Genomic DNA, 24,230 nt, shown 5'->3' with positions numbered 1-24,230 from the left:
AATGCTTGCATTTCCAGGTCCGATTCGGGTTGAATACGCGCCATGTGGGGATTCGCACGCCATCGCTGGCTCGGGATCGGTCTGGCTGCGCTGGGCGCAGGCGGCAGCCTGCAGGCCGCCGAGGTGCAGTCCTCGCGCGTTTGGGCCGGGCCCGAATCCACGCGTGTGGTGTTCGATGTGTCCTCGCGCGTCGACTACAAACTGCTGCGCCTGAGCAAGCCCGAGCGGCTCGTGCTCGACCTGCGCGACAGCCGCCTGGGCAGCGACTTCACCACGCCGGCCAGCGTCGGCGTGCTCAAGGGCCTGCGCGCCGGTCGCCAAGGCAAGGACGACACGCGCATCGTGTTCGACCTCGCCGATGGCGTGCAGCCCAAGACCTTCCTGTTGCCGCCGGCCGACAAATTCGGCTACCGGCTCGTGGTTGACCTGTATCCGGCCAGCGCGGCCAAGCCGGCGCCGGTCAAGAGCGTGGCCGATGTCGCCACCGGCCAGCCGCGCAAGGTCATCGTCGCGATCGACGCCGGGCATGGCGGCGATGATCCGGGTGCGATCGGCGCCAGCGGCACGCGCGAGAAGACCATCACGCTCGCGGTGGCGCGCCAGCTCAAGCAGGTGATCGACGCGGCGCCCGGCATGAGCGCCGAGCTCACGCGCGATGGCGATTACTTCATCCCGCTGGAAGAGCGTTACCTGAAGGCACGCAAGGCCAAGGCCGACCTGTTCATCTCGATCCACGCCGACGCCTTCACCAACAGTGACGCGCGCGGATCGTCGGTGTGGGTGCTGTCGCCGCGCGGCGCCAGCAGCGAAGCCGCGCGTTGGCTGGCCGACCGCGAGAATCGCGCCGACCTCGTCGGCGGCATCTCGCTCGACGACAAGGACGACACCCTGGCCAAGGTGCTGCTCGACCTGTCGCAGGGCGCCACCATGGGCGCCAGCAATGCGGTCGCCGAGCAGGTGCTGCAGGCGCTGCGCAAGCTCGGCCCGACCCATCGTCACTACGTCGAACGCGCCAACTTCGTCGTGTTGCGCTCGCCCGATGTGCCCTCGGTGCTCGTCGAGACGGCCTTCATCACCAATCCGGCCGAGGAAGCACGCCTCACCGATCCGCGCCATCGCGACAAGCTCGCCGACGCGATCCTCGATGGCGTGCGCGCCTATTTCCAGGCCAGCCCGCCGCCGGGCACGCTGTTTGCGCAGCAGGCCGCGCGCGGCAAGGGCGAAGTGGCAGCGGTGGCGGCCGCGAAGCCGGCGAAGAAGCCCGCGCGCTACGTGGTGCGGCGTGGCGAGACACTGAGCGCGATCGCGCAGGCGCATGGCGTCAGCCTGACGCAGCTGCGCGCCGCCAACGCTCTCGCGAGCGACCGCGTGCGCGTGGGCGCGGTGCTGGAAATCCCGTCCGGTTGAGGCTGAACCATCGGGTATGATGCGGGGCCGTCGCCGCATCGCCCATGTCCCGCATCCATCCGCTGCCGCCCGAACTCGTCAACCAGATCGCCGCCGGCGAGGTCATCGAGCGTCCCGCCTCGGTGGTCAAGGAACTGGTCGAGAACAGCCTCGATGCCGGTGCGCAGCGCATCGACATCGATCTCGAACAGGGCGGCATGCGGCTGATCCGCGTGCGCGACGATGGCGAAGGCATCGAGCCGGACGACCTGCCACTCGCCGTGAGCGCGCACGCAACCAGCAAGATCGGCAGTTTCGACGACCTCGAGCACGTCGCGACACTCGGGTTCCGCGGCGAGGCCTTGCCGTCGATCGCTTCGGTGTCGCGCTTTGCGCTGACCTCGCGCCGCCGCGGCAGCGAGGTGGCGTGGCGCATCGAGATCGACGCTGGCCGGTCGCGCGCGCCGATGCCGGCGCAGCATGCGCCGGGCAGCGCGGTCGAGGTGCGCGACCTGTTCTACAACCTGCCCGCTCGACGCAAGTTCCTGCGCGCCGAACGCACCGAGTTCGGCCATGTCGAGGAGTGGGTCAAGTCGATGGCGCTGGCGCGGCCCGCGGTCGAGTTCCGCCTTGGCCACAACGGCAAGTCGGTGCGCTGGTTCAAGCCCGTGCGCGAGGCGGCCGAGCTCGAGCGGCGCCTGGCCGATGTGCTCGGCGCGCCATTCGTCGCCAACAGCCTGCGCGTCGACCACGCCGCGGCCGGGCTGCACCTGCACGGCTGGGTCGGTCTGCCCACCGCCTCGCGCGCGCAGGCCGACCAGCAGTATTTCCACGTCAACGGCCGCCTCGTGCGCGACCGTCTGGTGGCGCATGCGGTGCGCCAGGCCTATGCCGACGTGCTGTTCCACGGCCGCCACGCGGCCTTCGTGCTGTTCCTCGAGCTCGATCCCGCGCTGGTCGACGTCAACGTGCACCCGGCCAAGCACGAGGTCCGTTTCCGCGCCGGGCGGCTCGTGCACGACTTTCTCTATCGCACGCTCGACGAGGCGCTCGCGCATGCACGCGCGGGCGCGGTGCTGCCGGCCGCTGCGGACGCGCCGCCCGCCACGCTGCCAGCGCGCGCCTACGCGCCGGCCCAGGGTGGGCTCGGTCTGGGTGTGCGCGAGCCGCTGGCCGACTATGCGGCCCTGCTTGGGCGGGCGCCGGGCGCAGCGCCCGGTTTGCCGGCGGCACCGCCCACCACGGCCACGCTGGCAGCGAGCGATGACACGCAGGTGCCGCCGCTCGGGTTTGCGCTGGCGCAACTGCATGGCATCTACGTGCTGGCCGAGAATGCGCACGGACTGGTGCTGGTCGACATGCATGCCGCCCACGAGCGCATCACCTACGAGAGGCTCAAGGACGCCTGCGCAGGCGAGGGCATCCGTTCGCAGCTGCTGCTGGTGCCGCTCGCGCTGGCACTGAGCGAGCGCGAGGCGGCCATCGTCGAGGAGCAGCAGGCGCGGTTCGCCGAGCTCGGCTTCGATGTGGTGCGCAGCGGCCCGCAGGGCGTGCTGGTGCGACGCATCCCGGTGTTGCTCGATGGTGCCGACGTGACCGGACTCGTGCGCGACGTGATCGCCGACCTCGCCGTGCATGGCCAGTCGCGTCGCGTCGAGGAAAGCAGCAACGAACTGCTGGCGACGATGGCCTGCCACGGTTCGGTGCGCGCCAACCGCCGGCTGACGATTCCCGAGATGAACGCGCTGCTGCGCGAGATGGAAGCGACCGAGCGCTCGGCCCAGTGCAACCACGGTCGGCCAACCTGGGTGCAGTTGGCGATCGCCGATCTGGACCGCCTGTTCCTGCGCGGGCGCTGAAGCGGCAATTGACTTTGCACAGGTGTTTTTCGACCCTGTGCGGCCAGCCGTCGCGTTCGCGCGACACATGAGGATCCATCCATGCTGATGTTGAAGACCGCCGCGTTGCTCGTCGCGGGTTTCGCCGGAGTGCAAATGATGTCCGCCAAGGTCGAGTCCACGCCGTCCGCCAGTTCCGACTACATCAAGCAGATCGAGCAGTGGCGCCAGGGTCGCCTGCAGCGCCTGACCGCGCCCGATGGCTGGCTCAGCCTGGCCGGCCTGCATTGGCTCAAGGACGGCGCCAACCGCATCGGCAGCGCCACTGACAACGACCTCGTGCTCGGCGTCGGCCCGGCGCATTTCGGCGTAGTCACGCTCGATCATGGCAAGGCCACGTTCAAGCTCGATCGCCGGGCCAAGGCCACGATCGACGGCAAGGCCCGCAGCTCGGCCGAGCTGCTCGACGATTCGCATGAACATCCGACCACGGTCGCCGCCGGCCCGGTCAGCTTCTACCTGATCGATCGCAACGGCCGCAAAGGGCTGCGCGTCAAGGACAGCCAGGCCGCCACGCGCACGCAGTTCCGTGGCATCGAGTCGTTCCCGATCGACCCGAGCTGGCGCATCGAGGCGCGCTGGGTGCCGTTCGAGCCGCCGCACACGCTCGAGACGCCCAATGTGCTCGGGCAGATGGACAGCTATCCGGTGCCGGGCAAGGCCGTGTTCGAGCGTGACGGCAAGACCTTCGAACTGCTGCCCGTGATCGAAGTACCCGGCGACACGCAGCTGTTCCTGATCTTCGCCGACCGCACCAGCGGCAAGGAAACCTATGGCGCGGCGCGCTTCCTGTACGCGGACATGCCGCGCGACGGCAAGATCGTGCTCGACTTCAACCAGGCCTACAACCCGCCATGCGCGTTCACGGCGTTCGCGACCTGTCCGCTGGCGCCGCCCGGGAACCGCCTCGACCTACGCGTGACCGCCGGCGAGAAGAAATATGCGGGCGGGCCGCACTGACGGGGCGGGTCCGGTTCAGGCGCGATCGGCAAGATGTGCGGCGGCCGGCCAGTCCGGGCGCCCGCGAGGCACCGGTTGGGCGCGCCGCGCGGCTCGGGTACACTAGCCCGCTTTGTTTGGCTCGCCGCGCCGCGGCGGCCGCATGACCATTCACTCGGAGACACACGCATGAAGCTCGGTTGGTCACTCGCCCTCGCGGCGTTGCTGGTTGCAGGGTCCGCGTTCGCGCAGGACACCACGTCGGACAAGGGCAAGCTGTCGTACGCGATGGGCTTCCAGATGGGTTCGCGCCTGTCGGCGCAGAAGCAGGACGTGGACATCGCCACCTTCACCAAGGCCGTGCAGGACGCCTTCGCCGGCCGCGAGCCGACCGTGCCGGTCGCCGCAATGCAGGAAGCGGTGCAGAAGTACGAGCAGAAGATGAAGGCCGCACAGGACAAGGAACTGGCCGACAACAAGCGCGAAGCCGATGCGTTCCTGGCCTCGAACCGCTCCAAGCAGGGCATCGTGGCGATGCCCGACGGCACCCAGTACCGCGTGATCGACGCCGGCAATGGCCGCGCCATCACGCCCAACAGCGAGGTCACGTTCCATGTGCGCGTGTCGCTCACGAGCGGCCGCGAGATCCGCAGCTCCTTCGTCGGCGAGCCGATCAAGGCCAAGGTGTCGGAGATGGGCAACCTGTTCGGTTCCAAGGCGCTGGTCGACGTGATCCAGAAGATGCGCGTGGGCGACCACTGGATGGCCTACCTGCCGCCGGATCCGGCCTCGGGCAACCAGGTCTACGTGTGGGAAATCAAGATCGTCGACGTCAAGTGACGCCGGCATGGCGTCGGCGGGATCAGCCGGTGGCAGTGCGCGCCGTCGGCAGCGGGCGCCGCTGGGCCTGACCTGAACCCGTCCGCTGCATGGCGGCCGATCGCGCTGCAAGCGCGCGTACCGCCCCGTTGTCCCGCCAACGCCGCGCCCGTCGCGGCGTTGGCATTTCGAGGAACCCGATGAACGTCCCCGCCGCGCGCATCGCCACGCCCTGCATCGGCATCTGCGAATTGGGCGCCGACGGCTTGTGCGTGGGTTGCCGCCGCACGGGGGCCGAGATCGCGCGCTGGCGCGAGTTGGACGACTCCGAACGGCGCCGCCTGATGGACGAGATCCTGCCGGCGCGTCGCGGCGGTTCGGGCGCCGCGTCATGAACCTCGAGGTGGAGCGTCTGCGGCGGGCGGTGCGCGCGCTCTCCAACCCGCCCACCACGCCAGGCTGGAATGCGCCCGAACTGGCGGACCTGTTCGAGGGCGACACGCAGCATCGCGAAGCGGCCGTGCTGGTGCCGTTCGTGCGCCGCGGCGACGCGCTGTCGCTGCTGTTCACGCAGCGTGCGGCGAGCCTGCGCCAACATGCGGGACAGATCAGCTTTCCCGGCGGCGCGGTCGATGCCGGCGACGCCGGCATCATCGCCACGGCGCTGCGCGAGACGCACGAGGAAACCGGCATCCAGGTCGATGCGGTGGAACCGTTCGGCTTCCTCGACCGCCTCGACACCGTGTCGGGATTCAGCGTGACGCCAGTCGCCGGTTTCGTGCGCGGGGATTACCATTTGCGCCTGCAGCGCAGCGAAGTCGACGATGCCTTCGAAGTGCCGCTGGGCGTGATCCTCGAGCCACGCGCGTTGCGCTGCGAGACGATCCACTGGCGCGGCCGCGACCGCGACATCCATGTGCTGGAATGGCAGGGACGCCGCATCTGGGGCGCGACCGCAGCCATGCTCAAGAACCTCATCGACCGCCTGGAGCGTTCGCCATGACCGTCACACCGCTCATTTCCGCCAGCGAACTGGCCGCGCTGCTGCCCGGCGGCGAGGTGCTCGTCGTCGATTGCCGCTTCGAGCTGTCCGATCCCGGCAAGGGCGAGCGCGACCATCAGGCCGCGCATGTCCCCGGCGCGGTCTACGCGCATCTGGATCGCGACCTGTCCGACCACACGCGCCAGGGCCAGGGTCGCCATCCCTTGCCTGACGCCGCCCGCTTCGCGGCCACGCTGTCACGTTGGGGCTGGCGACCGGGGCGGCGCGTGGTGGCCTACGACGCGGCCGGTGGCGCCCTGGCGGCGGCGCGGCTGTGGTGGATGCTGCGCCTGATCGGCGAGCGCGCGGCGCAGGTCCTCGATGGCGGCTGGGGCGCGTGGCTGGCGGCCGGGCTGGCGCAGGAGGCTGGCACGGTGACGGCAGCCGCGAGTGCCGTGGAGGTGCAATTCGACGCCGCGGCGCTGGTCGGCTACGACGAATTGCAGCGCCACCTCGCAGCACGCGACATCTGCCTGCTCGATGCGCGCGGACCGAGCCGATTCCGTGGCGACGAGGAGCCGCTCGACCGCGTCGGCGGCCACATTCCCGGCGCGCGCAACCGGCCGTTTGCCGACAACCTCGACGGCAACGGCCGCTTCAAGCCGGCCGATCAGTTGCGCCGCGAATTCACGGCGCTGCTGGGGCCGTATGCGGCCGGCGCGGTGGTGCACTCGTGTGGCTCGGGCGTCACTGCCTGCCACAACCTGCTGGCGATGGAATACGCCGGGCTGACCGGTTCGCGCGTGTTCGCGCCATCGTGGAGCGGCTGGATCAGCGATCCGGCGCGACCGGTCGCCACCGGCGACGCGGGCTAGGCCCAGCGGCGCAGGTCGTCGCCCGGTCGCGGCCTGTGGTCGCTGCTGGCGATGGTCTGCTCGCTCGTCGGCTGGTTGCTTCCCCGCCCGTGGGGCGAGCTGGCCGGCAGGCCGCAAGGGACGCTCGCCGCGCTCCACTGCGTGTGTGTGGTGATCGCCAGGTTCTGATCGCGGATCGCGACAACCGACTCACGTCCCTGATGGGTTCGTCCCGCTGCCCTGCGGGCCGGTTCCTTTTCCTTGTTTGTGCAAACGAGGGCAACCCCGGGAAAGGGCAGTCCGCCGGCCACGGCGCATCATTTCTTGAGCCGCGCCACCAGCGCCTGCAGCACGGCCTGCGTCGGCGCCGCGAACCAGGCGTCGACGAATTCGTCGATGCCGAAGCTCGCGGGATCGGCGAACGTGGCCGCGAGGTCGGCGCGCGCGATGCGGCGCGTGGCGGTGAGTGCATGCGGCGGCAGCGTGAGCAGCTCGGCAAGCCAGGCGCGTGCGCGCGGCACCACGGCATCGATCGCGGCCAGTTCATCGACGAAGCCGAGCGGCTGCGCCTCCTCGGCGGTCAGCATCGTGCCGGCCACCATGAGCCGCTCGGCGCGATAGGTGCCGACGAGGCGGCGCAGCGCGAACTGGATCACTTCGGGCACGACGAGACCCACCTGCACCTCGTTGAGCCCGATGCGGAACGGCTTGGCCGGATCGACGCTGCGCGCCATGACGCGGTAGTCGCACAGGATCGCGAGCACCGCGCCGCCGGCCGGGCTGTGGCCCGTGATCGCGGCAGCGAGCGGCAGCGGGCAGCGGGCGAGCGCGGCGCAGAGGTCGAAGAACTCGACCCAGAACGCGCGCATCGCCGCGCGGTCGAGCTGCAGCAGCGTTGGCACGTCGAGACCGGCCGAGAACATGCCGGGCGCGCCCGACAGCAGCAGCGCCTGCGCGCCTTGCGCGGGCGCCGCGACGATGGCCTCGCGCAACCCGCGCACGAGCGCCGGATCGAGCGCGTTGACCGGCGGGCGCGCCAGGCGCAGTTCGTGGATCGTGTCGTGGCGGATCAGTTCGAGCATCGCAGGACCTCCCGGAAAGCCACGAGTCTAGCGAAGCAGGGCTGCGGCGGTGCAGGATGTCGCTACGGAACGAGGTACCAGCGTCCGATGATCTGGAGGCTGTTGTACAGGCCGTGCGCGATGATGCAGGCGGGCAGCGAGCGCGTGCGCAGCCACAGCAGGCCGAGCACGATGCCCCCCCCGAACAGCATGCCCGCATCGGCGAGGTTGTCGGGCGCATGGGGCAGGACGAAGCAGAAGCTGCTGAGCGCCAGCGCGAGCCAGGCCGGCAGCGCGCGGCGGTAGCGCTCGAGCGCCCAGGCGCGGAACAGGTATTCCTCGTAGATCGGCGCCTCGATGCTGCCCACCAGCAGCATCCACGGCAGTTGGCTGGTCGGCATGCCGTGCGGCTCGTGCGGCACGCCGGCCAGCTCGCGCACGATGGCGGCGGCGATCATCGCGGCCGCGATCGCGACGAAGCCGCCGACGCCCCACGCCACGGCCCACTTGCGATCGATGCGCGGCTGCCAGTCGAGCCAGTTGCGCAGCCAATGCCGGCCGCGATGCGATCGCCACATGAGCACGAGCAGGATGAGGGCAAGCAGGCTCCCGCCGTTGAGCATCGAGGCGCCACGGTCGATGCTCACGACCCGCACGCTCGCTCCGCTGCAGGATGCACCGAGCCCGGCGGCACCCCCGATCTCGGGCAGGATGCGATGAAGACCGAAGCGCTCGTTCGCGGTGGCATCAACAGTGAGGGTGAGTTGCACGAAACGCGTACCGCAGTCTGGATAGGCCGCATTGGTGTCGCTCCAGACAAGCTCGAGCGAGCCGTTGCGCGCGACCGCCGGGGCCGCCGCCCAAGCCTGTTCGACGCGTGCCCGTGCCGCGGCAAGGTCAAGCGAGGTGTCCGATGGCCGATAGGCAAGCGTGATCGTCGTCGCACTCGGGCGCCATAACACGCTGGCCAAGTCGAAAACGCCAACTGCGATCAGGCAGGCTACGACGCCGAGTGTGGTGGCGAGGGCAGCGCGAAGCCGCGTGCCCAATGATCGTGACGTCAACTCCACGGTGGCTATCTGCGAATTTTCCGGTAATACGAGGGGCAGCGATAGCACCGGGGCGAGTCTGATGGACTCACCCCGGGCTGATCAGAGCGGACTCATCAATATCCGAGCCAGAACAGATTGAGTGGTCCGAGAGGTTGCTGGATCGTGAAGGGGCCGAAACTCAAGGCTCCGGGGTTCTGGCTTGCGGGCGGGGGCGGCGGTGGACGCTGGTAGCAGTCGTACTTCGCAACGCCGCAACTGTTTGTCTCATAGTGACTCATCCCGCCGCTCAAACTGCAATCAAGGGTGGCCATGGCGTGCGCGATCGACTCAACTAGCGGGCAGTACAGTAGTATCGCGACCGTCCATGGGCCGGCTCCACTCGTCTCGTTGCCAGGCGCTGTCTGGCTCGTAAAGCTGCTGCCACTGCCAATGCCCAACGGCACCTGCGGAAAGCCACCGCCACCACCGCGTGGATTGCCGCCACCGGCTCCGGCGCCGCTGAAACCGATATTCCACGAGGCTGCAGGAACATACTGCGAGCCGAATATCTCCAGCGAGACGCTGTATTGCCCCGTGGCGAGACCTTCATAGGACACGACTTCAGTTGGACCGTTGGCACGCTGGATGACCATCTTGTCAATCGCGAAAGCTGCAGACTGTGATTGGCTCGACACATGCCGCTCCGCGGCGCGGCGGTTCAGCTGCGCTCGTCGCTCGCGGTCCAGGTGTAGCGCACGAGGTAGTCGAGCGTGGCCTTGCCGTGGGCGGGCACTTCGACCACGAATTCGAGCAGGTCGGGCGTCTTGCGCGTCGCTGGCTGGCTCGAGCTCGCCAGTTGCCATGCGCGCCAGCGGTTGGGGTGCTCGCGCAGCGTGAAGCGGCGCGCGCTGTCGCTGCCGTTCTCGAGCGTGATGCGGAAACCCTCGTCGAGCGTGCGGGCGGCGCGATCGAGACTGAACGTGGTGCGTTCGCGCTCGCCACGCAGGCCGAATGCGGCGCCGAGGTTGAGGGTGACTTCGCGGCCCTTGGCGGTGTCGGCGCTGCGCGCCTCGCCGAGCAGTTCGCGCTGGCCGTCGCGATCGCGCGTGAGCACGCGCACGCGGCCGGCCGGCAGGTTTTCGGGCGCGGTGAACAGCACCTGGCTGGTGACCGCCAGTGCGCTGGTGGTGGCGCCGCCGTCCTGCCAGTTCGGCGTGGCCGGGAACCAACTGCCGCCGGACTCGACGAGCCAGCGCCGCGTGCAGTCGAGCTCGCGGCTGGCGTACAGCGGCACCTGGGTCACGCTCGCATCGGGCAGGTCGAGCGCGCCGTCGATGACGTAACTGCGGTAGTCGCCGAGTGCGGATTGCTCGGGCAGGGCCTCGGGCGCCGGAGCAGCCGCGACCTTCATCGCCATCATGCGCGGCGGGCCGGAGTAGCCGCCGCTGGCGAAATTGGGGCTGCCGGCGATGAGCTTGAGCGTGCTGCCGCGGTAGTCGCGGCCGCTGCGGTTGGCGATGCTGGCCAGAGCGTCCAGGCGCAGGCGACACGACTTGCCGCCATCGTCGAGCAGGGCGGCGTAGGCGGCGCGCCAGCCCAGACCCGAGGTCGGATAGTCGAGCATGGCGTCCTGACGGCCGCCGCGAGCGACCTCGAGCGCGACCTGCAGGCTGCTGCCGGCCAGCGTCGCGCTGTCGGGGAACTCGACGCGCACATAGTTGCGCAGGTAGCTGATGTGGCCCTGGGCATCGCGCACGCCGAGGCCATCGCCATCGACCGCGATGAGTTCGCCCTCGGCCAGCGTTTCGTGGTTGGCGCCGCGCACGAGGATGCGCTCGCCGCGATGCGCGCCGAGCAGGCCGGCGTCGCCGGGCGCGATGACGCGCTGGCCCAGCACGCGCGCGGCGCCACCGAAATCGATGCTGACGGCTTCGCTGTCGAGCAGCGTCGGCAGGCCGCCGACGGCAAGGTCGTGGCGGCCGCCGGCAAGCGTGATGCTGCGCTTCTCGTGCACAACGGCGTGCCCCTCGTCGAGCGGCTGGCTGCCGGGGCTGAACAGCGCATCGCCATCGGCGCGGTAGATCGTGAGGGCGGTGTCGGCGGCGGCGGCGGAGGCGGAGAGTGTGGTCATCATGGCGGCAAGGGCCAGCGGCAGCGGGTTCATCGAGGATTCCTTTCGACGCGAGGCATGCGGCTATCATAGCCACCCCGATGGAGGTTGCGACGATGACGATGCGAGCCTGTGGTCTGGCACTGTTGCTTGCGGTCGCCGGAGCCGCGCATGCCGAGGGACGCCTCGCGGTGCACGACGCCTGGGTGCGGGCGATTCCGCCCGGCGCGTCGATGACGGCAGGCTATGCCACGTTGTCGAACGACGGCGACAGCCCGGTCACGGTGCTCACCGCGCAGAGCGACACCTTCCGCAACGTGAGCCTGCACGAGACGATCCTCACCCAGGACATCGCCAAGATGCGCGAGGTGCATCGCCTCGTGGTCGCGCCCGGTGCCACGGTCAAGCTCGAACCGGGCGGCTACCATCTCATGCTGATGTCGCCACGGCGCAACATCGCGGTCGGTGACAAGGTCGGCATCACCTTCCTGTTGCAGGACGGTCAGCGCGTGGACACGTCGTTCGACGTGACCGATCCCTCCGCGGTCGACGACTGACGCCGGGTCGATCGCAGGCGCCGGGCCGGCGCACGAGCGGGCGTGCCGGGTGCGCCGCACCACGCGGCCGCGTCACGGTGCGCTTGCGGCGGACGGATCGTGTGGCACGGCAGCCGGCGCCAGCGCGCGGATCGCCGCCGGCAGCGCAATCGCGCGTCCACTGGCCGGGTCGATCCAGACCATGACCGTGTCGCCATCGGCGTACACGCAGGCATCGTCGTCGGCGGCGACGATGCGATGGGCCAGCGTCAGCGACGAGTTGCCCAGCCGCGCCACCGACAGCTCGACCACGATGCGCGCGGGCCAGCCGAGCTGGCGGCGGAAGTTGAGACTGGCGGCCGCGACGACCGGCATCATCGTGGCATCGCGCAGGCTGGCGCCGAGCTGGCTCAGCCACACGATGCGCGCTTCCTGCGCGTAGACGAGGAAGGCCGCGTTGTTGACATGGTCGAACGCGTCCAGATCACCCCAGCGCACCGTGATCGGCACGCGTGCGACGACGACGGCGGCGGTGCTGCTCATGCGGCCTCCTTGCGGCTGCGTTTCTTGCGCGCGCCGGCGGTGATGCCGAGCGTGCGGGCGAGGAACTGGCCGGTGAACGATTCGGCTGCCTGCGCCACCTGTTCGGGAGTGCCGGCGGCGATGATGCGGCCGCCGCGCTCGCCGCCTTCGGGGCCAAGGTCGACGATCCAGTCGGCCGTCTTGATGACGTCGAGATTGTGTTCGATCACGACCACGGTGTTGCCGTCGTCGACGAGTCGTTGCAGCACGTGCAGCAGTTGCTCGATGTCGTGGAAATGCAGGCCCGTGGTCGGTTCGTCGAGGATGTAGAGCGTGCGTCCGGTGTCGCGCCGCGACAGCTCGCGCGACAGTTTCACGCGCTGTGCCTCGCCGCCCGACAGCGTGGTCGCGCTCTGGCCGAGCCGGAGGTACGCCAGGCCGACATCGACCAGGGTGTCGAGCTTGCGCTTGAGCACGGGCACGTTCTCGAACAGGCGCGCCGCGTCCTCGACCGTCATGTCGAGCACGTCGGCGATGGTGTGGCCCTTCCAGCTGATTTCGAGCGTCTCGCGGTTGTAGCGCTTGCCATGGCACAGGTCGCACGGCACGTAGACATCGGGCAGGAAATGCATCTCGACCTTGATGAGGCCGCCGCCCTCGCAGGCCTCGCAGCGCCCGCCCTTGACGTTGAAGCTGAAGCGACCCGCCCCGTAGCCGCGTGCGCGCGCCTCGGGCACCTGCGCGAACAGCTCGCGCAGCGGCGTGAACAGGCCGGTGTAGGTCGCCGGGTTGGAACGCGGCGTGCGCCCGATCGGTGACTGGTCGATGTCGACGACCTTGTCGAACAGCTCGAGTTGCTCGATGGCGCGGAACGGAGCCGGCTGCTCGTTGGCGCCATTGAGCTGCGCGGCGGCGAGCTTGCGCAGGGTCTCGTTGATGAGCGTGGACTTGCCCGAGCCCGACACGCCGGTGATGCAGGTGAACAGGCCGGCCGGAATCTCCAGGTCGACCTCGCGCAGGTTGTTGCCGCTGGCGCCGAGCAGGCGCAGCAGGCGTGCCGGATCGCGTGGCCGGCGCTGGCGCGGGATCTCGATGCGGCGCGCCCCCGACAGGTACTGGCCGGTCAGCGAACCGGTGGCCCTGACCAGCGCCGCGACATCGCCCTGCGCCACGACTTCGCCGCCGTGCGCCCCCGCTCCGGGGCCGATGTCGACGACGTGGTCGGCATGGCGGATCGCGTCTTCGTCGTGTTCGACCACGATCACGGTGTTGCCCAGGTCACGCAGGCGCGTCAGCGTGGCGAGCAGGCGTTCGTTGTCGCGCTGGTGCAGGCCGATCGACGGCTCGTCGAGCACGTACAGCACGCCGACGAGGCCGGCGCCGATCTGGCTGGCGAGGCGGATGCGCTGCGCCTCGCCGCCCGACAGCGAGTCGGCCTTGCGCTCGAGCGTGAGGTAGTCGAGGCCCACGTCGACGAGGAAGCGCAGACGCTCGCGGATCTCCTTGACGATCTTGGTGGCGATGTCGCCGCGCCAGCCATCGAGCTTGAGGCGGTCGAAGAACGCCAGCGCCTGCCCGATCGGCAGCGCGGCCAACGCGGGCAGGTTGGCGTCGCCGACGAACACGTTGCGCGCGCTGCGGTTGAGGCGTTGTCCGGCGCAGGCGGGGCAGGGACGCTCGCTGATGAAGCGAGCCAGTTCCTCGCGCACGGCGGGCGACTCGGTTTCCTTGTAGCGGCGCTCGAGGTTGACGACGATGCCCTCGAACGGATGCTTGCGCGTGACCGCGCCGCTGGCGTTGCCGGGCGTGTGGCGGAACGCGATCGACTCGCTGCCGGAGCCGAACAGCACGGCCTCGCGCGTGGCCTTGGGCAGCTTTTCCCACGGCGTGTCGACGTCGAACTTGTAGTGTCGCGCCAGCGACTGGATGAGCTGGAAATAATACGGGTTGCGCCGGTCCCAACTGCGGATCGCGCCGCCGGCCAGGCTCGCCTGCGGATGCGCGACCACGCGCGCCGGGTCGAAGAACTGGGTCACGCCCAGGCCGTCGCAGTCGGGGCAGGCGCCGAGCGGTGAATTGAACGAGAACAGGCGCGGTTCGAGCTCGGGCAGCGCGTAGTCGCAGATCGGACAGGAGAAGCGCGAGGAATAGGTGAGTTCGGCCGCGTCGGTATCGTCGAGGTCGGCGACGAGCGCAATGCCGTCGCCCAGACGCAACGCCGTCTCGAACGACTCGGCCAGACGCTGCTGGAGATCGGCGCGCGGGCGGAAGCGGTCGATCACGACCTCGATCGTGTGCTTGACGCGCAGCGCCAGCGGCGGCACCGCGTCGAGTTCATGCACCACGCCGTCGACGCGGGCGCGCACGAAACCCTGCGCCCGCAACTGCTCCAGTACCTGCACGTGTTCGCCCTTGCGCTGGCGAATCACCGGCGCGAGCAGCATCCAGCGGTGCCCCGCATCGAGTGCCAGCACGCTGTCGACCATCTGGCTGACGGTCTGCGCCTGCAGGCTGGTGCCATGCTCGGGGCAGCGTGGCGTGCCCACGCGGGCGTACAGCAGGCGCAGGTAGTCGTGGATCTCGGTGATGGTGCCGACCGTGGAGCGCGGATTGTGCGAGGTCGATTTCTGCTCGATCGAGATCGCCGGCGACAGCCCCTCGATGTGGTCGACGTCGGGCTTCTCCATCATCGACAGGAACTGGCGCGCGTAGGCCGACAGCGACTCGACGTAACGGCGCTGGCCTTCGGCATAGATCGTGTCGAACGCGAGCGAGGACTTGCCCGAGCCGGACAGGCCGGTGATCACGATCAACTGGTTGCGCGGCAGGTCGAGATCGATGTTCTTGAGGTTGTGCGTGCGCGCACCGCGGATGCGGATCGAGTCCATGCTGAAGGCAAATGGGGCAGTGGGCCAATATAACAAGCGCATCCGCCGACCAGCGCGCCGCGCGGCGCCGGCAGCAGCGGCACTCCGAGGCTGGTCGTTGGCGGGTGGCCGGAGGCGGGCCCGGCGGTGCGGCGATGGCCGCCGCGCGTTCTCGGCCTGGAGCGGCCTGATGGCACGGCCGACCGACGGGGGGCCGGCTGAGCGGCGTGCCGCCGCCTCGCACTGGCCGGCGTGGGCATGCAAAACAACGGCTTGCATGGGACTTTGGCGCGCGGCTATACTGCGCGGCTCGCTGCCGGACAATTCCGTCGGCGCAGGCTGTAACCAGAATAACTACAGAGGCATGGCCATGTACGCAGTCGTAGTCACCGGCGGTCGTCAGTACCGCGTGGCGCAGGGCGAGACCCTGCGCGTGGAAAAGCTCGTCGCCGATGTCGGCGCCGAGGTCAAGCTCGATCAGGTGCTGCTGGTCGGCACCGGCGAAGGCGTGACGGTCGGTACGCCGACCGTGGCCGGCGCTGCGGTCACCGCCAAGGTGGTCGCGCACGGCCGCGCCGACAAGATCCGCATCGTCAAGTTCCGCCGCCGCAAGCACCATCGCAAGGAGATGGGCCATCGGCAGCATTACACCGAAATCGAAATCACCGGCATCACCGGCGCCAAGTAAGGAGCTTTGCAGTCATGGCACACAAAAAGGCAGGCGGCTCCACCCGTAACGGCCGCGATTCCAACCCGAAGTACCTCGGCGTCAAGATCTACGGTGGCCAGGCGGTCGAGGCCGGCAACATCATCGTGCGCCAGCGCGGCACGCGCTTCCATCCGGGCGCTGGCGTCGGTCTGGGTCGCGACCACACGCTGTTCGCGCTGGTCGACGGCACGGTCGAGTTCAAGGCTAAGGGTCCGCTCGCGCGCAAGACGGTCAGCGTGATCCAGGGCTGAGCCCCACGCTCGCTGTCGAGGCAAGAAACCCCGCGCCGAGCGGGGTTTTTTGTTTGTCGCGGCGCGCGCCGGCCCGACTTCACCCATCACGAACCCCGGATCCAGACTTCCCCAGCCCCATGAAATTCGTCGACGAAGCCATCATCCACGTCCACGCCGGCAACGGCGGCAACGGTTGCGTCGGCTTCCGCCGCGAGAAGTTCATCCCGTTCGGTGGTCCCGATGGCGGCGACGGCGGTGCCGGTGGCAGCGTCTGGCTGCTCGCCGACGAAGGCCTCAACACGCTGGTCGATTTCCGCCACCAGCGCGTGTTTCGCGCGCAGCGCGGCGAGAACGGTATGGGGCGGCAGATGGCCGGCAAGGCCGGCGCCGACACCGTGATCCGCGTGCCGGTCGGCACGGTCGTGATCAACACCGCCACCGACGAGCAGATCGGCGACCTCACCGCGCATGGCCAGCGCCTGCTGGTGGCGCAGGGCGGGCACGGCGGCCTCGGCAACATGCACTTCAAGAGCTCGGTCAACCGCGCGCCGCGCAAGGCCACCTCCGGCTCGCCCGGCGACGAGCGCGAGCTCAAGCTCGAGCTCAAGGTGCTGGCCGACGTCGGCCTGCTCGGCTTTCCCAATGCTGGCAAGTCGACCCTGATCCGCGCGGTGTCGGCGGCCACGCCCAAGGTTGCCGACTATCCGTTCACGACGCTGCAGCCGCACCTGGGCGTGGTGCGCATCGGTACCGACCAGAGTTTCGTCATCGCCGACATTCCGGGCCTCATCGAAGGCGCCGCCGACGGCGCCGGGCTCGGCGTGCAGTTCCTCAAGCACGTGGCACGCACGCGCCTGCTGCTGCACGTGGTCGATCTTGCACCGCTCGATGGCAGCACCGATCCCGTCGCCGAGGTTCGCGCGATCGAGAACGAGCTCAAGAGCTACGATGCCAAGCTGTTGCGACGGCCGCGCTGGCTGGTGCTCAACAAGGCCGACCTGCTCGCACCCGAGCAGCGCGAGCCCGCCGCCCGCGCGATCGTGCGACGCCTGCGCTGGAAGCAGCCCTGGTATGTCGTGTCGGCGATCTCGCGCGAGGGCACCTGGCCGATGTGTCTCGACATCCAGCGCTTCTTCGACGAGAGCAAGGCCGCGGCCGGCTGACCGCGCCGCGGGCGGTCACGCACCGCCGGCACTCAGTAGGCCGCGCCGCCCAGCTCGCGGTAACGCACGAACACCTGCCGTGCCTCGTCGCGCCGGATGTCGCGGCGGACCGCGATGCCGCGCCGGGTGAGCTCGCCGATCCAGTCGGTTGGCAGCGGGCCTTCGTCGAACTCGCTCAGTTCCATCACGTCCTCGCTGCGCGCGCCGATCAGCAGCTCGTCGATGCCGGCCCAGATCGTGGCGCCGTAGCACTGGCAGCATGGCTGGGCGCTGGTGGCGAGGATGAAACGGTTGCCGTCGTCGTTGAGGCGGTAGCGTTGCAGGCGCTGCTGCGCCAGCATGTAGGCCATCATTTCGGCATGGGCGACCGAGCAGTTCTGCGGCACCACGCGATTGACGCCGACCGCGACGAGCCGGCCCATGGCCGTGAACACGGCCGCGCCGAACGGGCCACCGGCACGATGCTCGACATTGCCGCGTGCCAGCTCGATCGCGAGGCCGACCTTGGCCGCGTCATCCTCGTACAGGCGCTGCGAATCGATATGCTCGCGCAGCCACAACGGCAGGGTCAGGTGCAGTTGCGCCGGAATCATCGTGCTCACTTGCCGGCGACCTTGGCCCAGGTGTCGCGCAGCGTCACCGTGCGATTGAACACCGGGCGCTGCGGCGTGTGGTCGCGGCGGTCGGCGGTGAAATAGCCAAGCCGTTCGAACTGCAGTGCGGCTTCGGCGTCGACATCGGCCGCGGCCGGTTCCAGCCACGCGCCGACGACGCGCTTGGAATCACGGTTGAGGTGGTCGGCGTAGCTCTTGCCATCGCTGTCGTCGTCGGGATCGGCCGCCGTGAACAGGCGGTCGTACAGACGCACTTCGGCGGCGAGCGCATGCGCGGCGCTGACCCAGTGGATCGTGCCCTTGACCTTGCGCTCGGCGCCCGGCATGCCATGCCGCGTATCGGGGTCGAGCGTGCAGTGGACCTGCGTCACGTTGCCGGCGGCATCCTTGACCAGATCGGTGCAGCGCACGATGCCGACACCGCGCAGGCGCACTTCGCCACCGGGCACGAGGCGGTGGAAGCCCTTGGGCGGAACCTCGGCGAAATCCTCGCGCTCGATCCACAGCTCGCGCGAAAACGGCACCTGCCGCGTGCCGAAGTCGGGATTCTTCGGATGGTTGGCAAACCCGATCGTTTCGGTGTGGCCGGCGCCGAGGTTGTCGATGACGAGCCTGAGCGGGTCGAGCACGGCCATGCGCCGTGGCGCATTCGCGTCGAGCACCTCGCGCACGCAGTTTTCGAGCACGCTGAACTCGATCACCGAGTTCTGCTTGGTCACGCCGGCGCGTTCCCAGAACGCGCGGATCGCGGCCGGCGGAAAGCCGCGGCGGCGCGCCCCCGCAAGCGTGGGCATGCGCGGATCGTCCCAGCCATCGACGAGGCGCTCGGCGACCAGTGCCATGAGCTTGCGCTTGCTCATCACGGTGTAGTCGAGGTTGCCGCGCGCGAACTCGATCTGCTGCGGGCGGCTGGGCTGCTGCCACAGGCCGGCGCGCCGCAGCGGTTCGGTCAGGCTCGCGTCATTGGGCAGGTCGAGCTGGTCGAGGAACCAGTCGTACAGCGGCCGGTGGTCCTCGAACTCGAGGGTGCAGAACGAGTGCGTGATGCCTTCCACCGCGTCGGACACCGGATGCGCGTAGTCGTACATCGGGTAGATGCACCAGGCATCGCCGGTGTTCTGGTGGCTGAGGCGGCGGATGCGGTAGATCGCCGGGTCGCGCAGGTTGATGTTGCCGGCGGCCATGTCGATCTTGGCGCGCAACGTGCGCGCGCCGTCGGCGAACTCGCCCGCGCGCATGCGCCGGAACAGGTCGAGGTTTTCCTCGATGCCGCGCTCGCGGTACGGCGAGTTGCGTCCGGCCTCGGTCAGCGTGCCGCGCTGCGCGCGCACCTGCTCGGCACTGAGGTCGCAGACGTAGGCCTTGCCGAGCCGGATCATCTTCTCGGCACCCAGATACAGCACCTCGAAATAGTCCGAGCTGTGGCGCAGCGTGTCCCACTGGAAGCCGAGCCATTGCACGTCGGCCTTGATCGCCTCGACGTATTCGACGTCTTCCTTGGCCGGGTTGGTGTCGTCGAAGCGCAGCGCGGTGCTGCCGCCGAACTCGCGCGCGAGGCCGAAGTCGAGGCAGATCGCCTTGGCGTGACCCAGGTGCAGATAGCCGTTGGGCTCGGGCGGAAAGCGCGTGCGGACCGCGCCACCATGCTTGCCGGCGGCGACGTCGGCGACGACGATCTGGCGGATGAAGGAATGGCCCGCGGTGGGCGCGCTGCTGGCGTCGGTCATGCGAAGGCGCCGCGTGGCGGCGTCCATGGTGGCGGAAATGCGCGAGTTTAGCGGTCGGGCCCGCGAAAGCGAACCGGGACGCCGCCGCGCGTGCAGCGCGGCGGCGACAGGTTCATGATGGCGCGCGGAGGTTGCCGCCCATGAAGATCGTTTACCGCGCCGACACGCTCATCGATGCCAACCTCGTCAAGGGTGCGCTCGAGGCCGAGGGCATGTTCGCCCATGTCGCCGGCGAGCAGCTCACGGGCGCGCTCGGCGAGCTGCCGTGCTGGAACCTCGTCAGCGTGATGGTGGCCGATTGCGACATCGAGCGGGCGCTGCCGATCGTGCGCGCGATCGAGGCCGCGCTGGCCGGGCCGCATGCCGACGAGGCCGATACCCGCGCAGCCGAAGGCGGACTTGGCCCAGCGCTGGCCTGAGCGCGACCGGCTTCAGTCGGCCAGTGGCGCCACGCCCAGATAGGCGCCGGCCGCAGCGACGGTGGCCCAGAACTCGGAGGTGATCGCGAAGGACTTGGCGAACAGAGCCTCGGCGTGGTCGCGGTCGCCGGCGAGCAGGTAGTAGGCGCCGATCTCGGCGATTTCCTTCTCGTCCTTGGGGTTCTTCGTCACGTAGGTGTCGAACAGCGGCTTGGCGCGGCTCCATTCGCCCGCCTCGCGGTAGACACGGGCGATGCGCATCTCGTCGCTGGCGGCGTGCTTGCCGGCGAGGATCGCATCGAAGATCGCCTGTCCCTGCGGCTTCTGCCCGCCCAGGTACTGGATGCGGCCGACCGCGATGCGTTCCCAACTGCCATCGTCGGCCTGCACCAGCGCGGCGTCGACCAGCGCCTGTGCGGCTGCGGCCTTGGACTTGCCTTCGAACAGACTGGGGCCGAGTTTCTGCGCGGCCATGCCGACACCGATGCCGGCGATGAACACCGTTGCACCGACCGCTGCTGCAATTGCCTTGCTCATGCTGTTGCCTCCCTGGGTGAAGGTTCAAGCATAACGGTCGAGCCGATTCCGGTGCGCGGCGCGGTCACAGGTCGCCCTGCAGCGCCTGCAGCACGGCCAGCGCGGCGATGCCGGCGGTCTCGGTACGCAGGATGCGCGGACCGAGCCGCAGGCCGCGAAAGCCGGCCTGCGCGAGCAGGCCCAGATCCGCATCGGACAAGCCGCCCTCGGGACCGACCACGAGCGTCATCTGGCTGGCCTGTGGCAGGGTCTGCACGCATCTCCCGGCCTGCGGATCGAGCACGAGTCGCAGTTCGCCGGCGACGGCCGGCTGCGTCGCGAACTCGGCCAGGCGCAGCGGTTCGTCGAGTTGCGGCAGCCGGTTGCGTCCGCACTGCTCGCAGGCCGAGCCGAGCACGGCCTGCCAGTGCGCGAGGCGCCGCTCGGCGCGCTCGGCGTCGAGCCGCACCTCGGTGCGCTCGGTCACCACCGGCACGATGCGCGCCACCCCCAGTTCGGTCGCCTTCTGCAGGATCCAGTCCATCTTCTCGCCGCGCGCGATGCCCTGCACGAGAGTCAGTCGCAGCGGGCTCTCCAGCGACGGAACGTCCTGCAGCGTGAGCACGCGCGCGGTCACCGCGCGCTTGGCCAGCGAGGCGATCTCGCCGCCGTATTCGTTGCCATCGCCGTTGAACAGGCGCAGCGGATGACCGCGCTCCAGACGCAGCACGCGCACGAGATGTTCGCCGGCCTGCACGGGCAGGGCGACTTCGCTGCCCGGTTGCAGCGGCTGCGGGACATAGACGCGGGGAATGCGCATGTTGAACTCCGGCGCGATCGAGGCCGGATTGTGCGCAAGCGTGCCCCCGGATGCCAACTCCCCGGCGCGCCCGCGGCCTGGGCTGCGCCTGCCTCGCGTCGGGTTAGCGGTCGCTTGCCCCGCATCGCGCGCGACTCGATCGACGATGCGTTGCGCCGGGGTTGGGCAGCGCGGCGCGCGGCTGCCGCGGCAGTCCACGGCGTGGTGGTCAGGCGACGGCGCGCTCGATGCCCGCGCTCGCGACCTCGACCATGAGGTCGATTTCCGCTGGCGTGATGCAGTAGGGCGGCATGAAATAGACCACGTTGCCGAGCGGGCGCAGCACGACGCCGTGTTCGAGGCCGTGGCGGTAAACGCGCAGGCCGCGCCGCTCGGCGGCCGGGAACGGCTCGCGCGTGCGCCGGTCGCGCGCGAGCTCGAGTGCGGCGATCATGCCGGTCTGGCGTACATCGGCGATGTGCGGGTGCTCGCGCAGCGGCGCCAGCCGCGCGGCCAGTTGCGCGGCCAGTACACGGTTGCGTTCGAGCACCGGTTCCTCGCGCAGCACGGCCAGCGTCGCCACCGCGGCGCGGCAGGCCAGCGGATTGCCGGTGTAGCTGTGCGAGTGGAGGAAGGCTTTGCCGCTCGCGTAATCGGCGTAGAACGCGGCGTACACCGCGTCGGTGGTCAGCACCGCCGACAGCGGCAGCGTGCCGCCGGTGAGACCCTTCGACAGGCACAGGAAGTCGGGAACGATGTGGCCCTGCTCGCACGCGAACAGCGTTCCCGTGCGGCCGAAGCCGACCGCGATCTCGTCGGCGATGAGGTGCACCGCGAACTCGTCACACAGCGCGCGCAGCCCGCCGAGATAGCTGGCCGCGTGCATGCGCATGCCGCCCGCGCATTGCACCAGCGGCTCGATGAGGACCGCGCACACCTCGCCGGCGTGGCGCTCGAGCAGCGCGCGCAGCTCGCCCAGGCGGCGCGCGGCGCAGGCGTCGGCATCCTCGCCGGGCGCGGCATCCCAGGTGTCGGGCGAGGGAACGAACAGCGGTTCGAGCAGCAGCGCGGCATAGGTTGCGCGGTACAGCGGTACGTCGGTCACCGCGAGCGCGCCGAGCGTTTCGCCATGGTAGCTGCCGGTCAGCGCGACGAAGCGCGTGCGCCGGTGCTCGCCGCAGTTGCGCCAGTAGTGGAACGAGAGCTTGAGCGCGACCTCGATCGCGGCCGAGCCGTTGTCGGCGTAGAACACGCGGCCGAGACGCCGGCTGTCGCCGGCCGCACGCGGCGCGATGCGCACCAGCTCCTCGGCCAGTTCGATGGCCGGTTCGTGGGTGAAGCCGGCCAGCATCACGTGGTCGAGGCGGTCGAGCTGGTCCTTGAGCGCGGCGACGATGCGCGGGTGGCGGTGGCCGAGCAGGCAGGTCCACCACGAGCTCACCGCGTCCAGGTAGTGTCGCCCGTCGTGGCCGTGCAGCCACGCGCCCTGCGCGCCGGCGATCGGCAGCATCGGCACGAAGCTGTGGTCGTGCATCTGCGTGCACGGGTGCCAGACCACGGCGAGATCGCGCGCGGCCAGTTCGACATGGGGGGCAGTCATGGCCTGATATGATCGGCGCCAGCCCCGCTGCCGCACAAGCTCGCCATGCGCCATCCACCGATTTCCCGCCGCGCTGCTGCGCGCGGTTTCACGCTGATCGAGATCCTCGTCGTGGTCGTCATCCTCGGCATCCTTGCCGCGATCGTGGTGCCGCGCGTGATGGATCGACCGGGCGAGGCGCGCATCGTCAAGGCGCACCAGGACATCTCCAGCATCGTCAGTGCACTCAACCTCTACAAGCTCGACAACTTCGTCTATCCGTCGACCGAGCAGGGGCTCGATGCGCTCATCGCCAAGCCCGGCGGCCAGCCCGATGCGCCGAACTGGAAGGGCCCCTACCTGCAGTCGCGCAGCGTGCCCAAGGATCCGTGGGGCCGGCCCTACCAGTACGTGCAGCCGGGCCAGCATGGCGAGTTCGACGTCTACAGCCTCGGTGCCGACGGCAAGCCAGGCGGCGAGGGCGAAGCCGCCGACGTCGGCAACTGGGAGTAGGCGGCGCGCGGCCATGGCGGTCCTGCAGCGGTCACGCCTGCGTAGCGCCAGCAACGGTTTCACGCTGCTCGAAATCCTCGTGGTGGTGGCGATCGTGGCCGTGCTCGCGGTGGTGCTCACCCTGGCCGTGGGCGGCAACGCCGAGCGCCAGCTCGACGACAGTGCCGCCCAGTTCCGCGCACGACTCGCGCATGCCTGCGACGAGGCCGAGTTGGCTGGCCGCGAGATCGGTGTCGCGCTCGGCGGCGAGGGCTATGCCTTCGCACGTCTCGACGGCGACCGCTGGCAAGGCTTTGGCCGCAACGATGAACTGCGCGATCGCGCCTGGCCGACCGGCCTGCGCGTGACGCTCGAACGCGACGGCCGCGTGCTCGCGCTCGGTGGCGTCGCCGCGCGCGTGCCGCAGGTGGTGTGCTTCTCCTCGGGTGAGCTCACGCCGTTCACGCTCACGCTGCGACTGGGCGAGCCGGCGCTGCAGCGGCGCCTGCTCGGCAGCGCCGACGGTGTCGTGAGCGTGGCGCCGTGAACGCGCGCGCCGCGCCGCGCCGCGGCTTCACCCTGCTCGAAGTGCTGATCGCGCTGGTCGTGATCGCCATCGCACTGCTTGCGCTGGCTCGCGCCGCCAGCCTGCAGGTCGCCGATTTCGATGCGCTGCGCGAGCGCGCACTGGCTGGCTGGGTCGCCGCCAACGTGCTCGCCGACACGCGGCTGGCGCCGCAACTGCCGGCGCCGGGGCGCAGCGATGGGCGCGTCGAGCTGGGCGCGCGGCAGTGGCGCTGGCAGCGCGAGGTGCAGGCGACGCCGACGCCCGGCATCGTGCGCATCGACATCACCGTGTTCGCCGGCAGTGCGCAGGCCCCGTCGGCCAGCCTGCGCGGGTTTCGCAGCGAGGCCGAGCCGTGATCGGAAGCGGGCACCGGTCCGATTTGATCGTCGCCGCTCGGCACCGGCAG

The 24,230-nt window shown here is 69.7% G+C and carries 26 protein-coding genes; 15 read left to right on the top strand and 11 right to left on the bottom strand.

Translation table 11 applies throughout. The annotated features are described in order from the left end of the window. The first annotated feature begins 42 nt into the window (after positions 1-42). The 7 genes from KF903_RS11805 (at position 43) to KF903_RS11775 (ending at position 6,899) form a co-directional block, all read left to right on the top strand. Complete coding sequence (locus KF903_RS11805) at positions 43-1,407, top strand: N-acetylmuramoyl-L-alanine amidase (RefSeq protein ID WP_291215005.1); 1,365 nt, start codon at positions 43-45, stop codon at positions 1,405-1,407. A gap of 44 nt (positions 1,408-1,451) precedes the next feature. Further along, positions 1,452-3,245 (top strand): DNA mismatch repair endonuclease MutL, encoded by a 1,794-nt coding sequence (mutL, locus tag KF903_RS11800; protein ID WP_291215003.1) that lies wholly within the window; start codon positions 1,452-1,454, stop codon positions 3,243-3,245. 135 nt (positions 3,246-3,380) lie between these two features. Beyond that, entirely contained in the window at positions 3,381-4,244 is an 864-nt protein-coding gene (locus tag KF903_RS11795) for a DUF1684 domain-containing protein (RefSeq protein WP_291215136.1), read from the top strand. A 168-nt stretch (positions 4,245-4,412) separates the two neighbouring features. Next, a complete protein-coding gene (locus tag KF903_RS11790) occupies positions 4,413-5,063 on the top strand; it encodes an FKBP-type peptidyl-prolyl cis-trans isomerase N-terminal domain-containing protein (RefSeq protein ID WP_291215000.1) in 651 nt (216 codons plus the stop codon). Between the two features lie 179 nt (positions 5,064-5,242). Continuing rightward, on the top strand, positions 5,243-5,437 hold the full coding sequence (locus KF903_RS11785) for a DUF1289 domain-containing protein (RefSeq protein WP_291214998.1): 195 nt from the start codon (positions 5,243-5,245) through the stop codon (positions 5,435-5,437). Then, on the top strand, positions 5,434-6,045 hold the full coding sequence (locus KF903_RS11780; RefSeq protein ID WP_291214995.1) for a CoA pyrophosphatase: 612 nt from the start codon (positions 5,434-5,436) through the stop codon (positions 6,043-6,045). Before KF903_RS11785 ends, KF903_RS11780 begins: the two co-directional genes overlap by 4 nt. Continuing rightward, positions 6,042-6,899, top strand: a complete 858-nt coding sequence (locus KF903_RS11775; RefSeq protein ID WP_291214992.1) for a sulfurtransferase — start codon at positions 6,042-6,044, stop codon at positions 6,897-6,899. The genes KF903_RS11780 and KF903_RS11775 overlap by 4 nt, the downstream gene beginning before the upstream one ends. A gap of 296 nt (positions 6,900-7,195) precedes the next feature. Here the strand turns inward: KF903_RS11775 and KF903_RS11770 are convergent, their stop codons facing one another. From KF903_RS11770 to KF903_RS11755, 4 genes are all read right to left on the bottom strand, one after another. Next, the gene (locus tag KF903_RS11770) at positions 7,196-7,960 is read right to left on the bottom strand and encodes an enoyl-CoA hydratase/isomerase family protein (RefSeq protein ID WP_291214989.1); all 765 of its coding nucleotides are present in this window, start codon (positions 7,958-7,960) and stop codon (positions 7,196-7,198) included. Positions 7,961-8,022: 62 nt separating this feature from the next. Then, positions 8,023-8,901 carry a CPBP family intramembrane glutamic endopeptidase gene (locus tag KF903_RS11765; RefSeq protein ID WP_291215133.1) on the bottom strand — a complete coding sequence of 293 codons (879 nt, stop codon included), beginning with the start codon at positions 8,899-8,901 and terminating at the stop codon, positions 8,023-8,025. Between the two features lie 203 nt (positions 8,902-9,104). Further along, positions 9,105-9,665 carry a hypothetical protein gene (locus tag KF903_RS11760; protein ID WP_291214987.1) on the bottom strand — a complete coding sequence of 187 codons (561 nt, stop codon included), beginning with the start codon at positions 9,663-9,665 and terminating at the stop codon, positions 9,105-9,107. A gap of 23 nt (positions 9,666-9,688) precedes the next feature. Then, on the bottom strand, positions 9,689-11,134 hold the full coding sequence (locus KF903_RS11755) for a hypothetical protein (protein ID WP_291214984.1): 1,446 nt from the start codon (positions 11,132-11,134) through the stop codon (positions 9,689-9,691). Between the two features lie 62 nt (positions 11,135-11,196). Between KF903_RS11755 and KF903_RS11750 the strand changes: the two genes are divergently transcribed. Continuing rightward, the gene (locus KF903_RS11750) at positions 11,197-11,637 is read left to right on the top strand and encodes a copper chaperone PCu(A)C (RefSeq protein ID WP_291214982.1); all 441 of its coding nucleotides are present in this window, start codon (positions 11,197-11,199) and stop codon (positions 11,635-11,637) included. Positions 11,638-11,709: 72 nt separating this feature from the next. Here the strand turns inward: KF903_RS11750 and KF903_RS11745 are convergent, their stop codons facing one another. Beyond that, the gene (locus KF903_RS11745; protein ID WP_291214979.1) at positions 11,710-12,159 is read right to left on the bottom strand and encodes a thioesterase family protein; all 450 of its coding nucleotides are present in this window, start codon (positions 12,157-12,159) and stop codon (positions 11,710-11,712) included. Further along, complete coding sequence (gene uvrA, locus KF903_RS11740; protein ID WP_291214976.1) at positions 12,156-15,026, bottom strand: excinuclease ABC subunit UvrA; 2,871 nt, start codon at positions 15,024-15,026, stop codon at positions 12,156-12,158. Before uvrA ends, KF903_RS11745 begins: the two co-directional genes overlap by 4 nt. A gap of 349 nt (positions 15,027-15,375) precedes the next feature. On the opposite strand from uvrA, the gene rplU reads away from it, so the two are divergent. The 3 genes from rplU to cgtA all read left to right on the top strand — a co-directional run bounded on the left by rplU (position 15,376) and on the right by cgtA (position 17,110). Beyond that, positions 15,376-15,693, top strand: coding sequence for a 50S ribosomal protein L21 (gene rplU / locus KF903_RS11735; protein ID WP_291214974.1), 318 nt, complete (start codon positions 15,376-15,378; stop codon positions 15,691-15,693). 14 nt (positions 15,694-15,707) lie between these two features. Further along, positions 15,708-15,965 carry a 50S ribosomal protein L27 gene (gene rpmA, locus KF903_RS11730; protein WP_291214971.1) on the top strand — a complete coding sequence of 86 codons (258 nt, stop codon included), beginning with the start codon at positions 15,708-15,710 and terminating at the stop codon, positions 15,963-15,965. Between the two features lie 119 nt (positions 15,966-16,084). After that, positions 16,085-17,110 (top strand): Obg family GTPase CgtA, encoded by a 1,026-nt coding sequence (cgtA, locus tag KF903_RS11725; protein ID WP_291214968.1) that lies wholly within the window; start codon positions 16,085-16,087, stop codon positions 17,108-17,110. Between the two features lie 32 nt (positions 17,111-17,142). Here the strand turns inward: cgtA and KF903_RS11720 are convergent, their stop codons facing one another. Together KF903_RS11720 and KF903_RS11715 are read right to left on the bottom strand one after the other, a co-directional pair. Then, positions 17,143-17,703 (bottom strand): nucleoside deaminase, encoded by a 561-nt coding sequence (locus KF903_RS11720; protein WP_291215130.1) that lies wholly within the window; start codon positions 17,701-17,703, stop codon positions 17,143-17,145. 5 nt (positions 17,704-17,708) lie between these two features. After that, positions 17,709-19,451 (bottom strand): glutamine--tRNA ligase/YqeY domain fusion protein, encoded by a 1,743-nt coding sequence (locus KF903_RS11715; RefSeq protein ID WP_291214965.1) that lies wholly within the window; start codon positions 19,449-19,451, stop codon positions 17,709-17,711. A gap of 140 nt (positions 19,452-19,591) precedes the next feature. On the opposite strand from KF903_RS11715, the gene KF903_RS11710 reads away from it, so the two are divergent. Continuing rightward, a complete protein-coding gene (locus tag KF903_RS11710) occupies positions 19,592-19,870 on the top strand; it encodes a DUF2007 domain-containing protein (protein ID WP_291214962.1) in 279 nt (92 codons plus the stop codon). Between the two features lie 12 nt (positions 19,871-19,882). Here the strand turns inward: KF903_RS11710 and KF903_RS11705 are convergent, their stop codons facing one another. The 3 genes from KF903_RS11705 to KF903_RS11695 form a co-directional block, all read right to left on the bottom strand. Further along, a complete protein-coding gene (locus KF903_RS11705) occupies positions 19,883-20,407 on the bottom strand; it encodes a hypothetical protein (RefSeq protein ID WP_291214959.1) in 525 nt (174 codons plus the stop codon). Between the two features lie 64 nt (positions 20,408-20,471). Continuing rightward, on the bottom strand, positions 20,472-21,206 hold the full coding sequence (locus KF903_RS11700) for a 16S rRNA (uracil(1498)-N(3))-methyltransferase (protein ID WP_291214956.1): 735 nt from the start codon (positions 21,204-21,206) through the stop codon (positions 20,472-20,474). Between the two features lie 208 nt (positions 21,207-21,414). Beyond that, positions 21,415-22,785, bottom strand: a complete 1,371-nt coding sequence (locus tag KF903_RS11695; RefSeq protein WP_291214953.1) for an adenosylmethionine--8-amino-7-oxononanoate transaminase — start codon at positions 22,783-22,785, stop codon at positions 21,415-21,417. A gap of 45 nt (positions 22,786-22,830) precedes the next feature. Here KF903_RS11695 and gspG point away from each other — a divergent pair, with 45 nt between their 5' ends. From gspG to gspI, 3 genes are read left to right on the top strand one after another with little or no spacing between them, the layout of a single operon-like run. Next, complete coding sequence (gspG, locus tag KF903_RS11690; RefSeq protein ID WP_291214950.1) at positions 22,831-23,277, top strand: type II secretion system major pseudopilin GspG; 447 nt, start codon at positions 22,831-22,833, stop codon at positions 23,275-23,277. Positions 23,278-23,290: 13 nt separating this feature from the next. Continuing rightward, on the top strand, positions 23,291-23,803 hold the full coding sequence (gene gspH, locus KF903_RS11685; RefSeq protein ID WP_291214947.1) for a type II secretion system minor pseudopilin GspH: 513 nt from the start codon (positions 23,291-23,293) through the stop codon (positions 23,801-23,803). Further along, positions 23,800-24,180: a type II secretion system minor pseudopilin GspI gene (gspI, locus tag KF903_RS11680; protein ID WP_291214944.1), complete on the top strand. Its 381-nt coding sequence runs from the start codon at positions 23,800-23,802 to the stop codon at positions 24,178-24,180. Before gspH ends, gspI begins: the two co-directional genes overlap by 4 nt. The last annotated feature ends 50 nt before the right edge of the window (positions 24,181-24,230 follow it).

The sequence above is a fragment of the Dokdonella sp. genome (assembly GCF_019634845.1).
Classification (GTDB): domain Bacteria; phylum Pseudomonadota; class Gammaproteobacteria; order Xanthomonadales; family Rhodanobacteraceae; genus Dokdonella_A.
The sequence above is the reverse complement of the archived record's forward strand: the minus strand, read 5'-3'. Positions and strand labels throughout refer to the sequence as shown.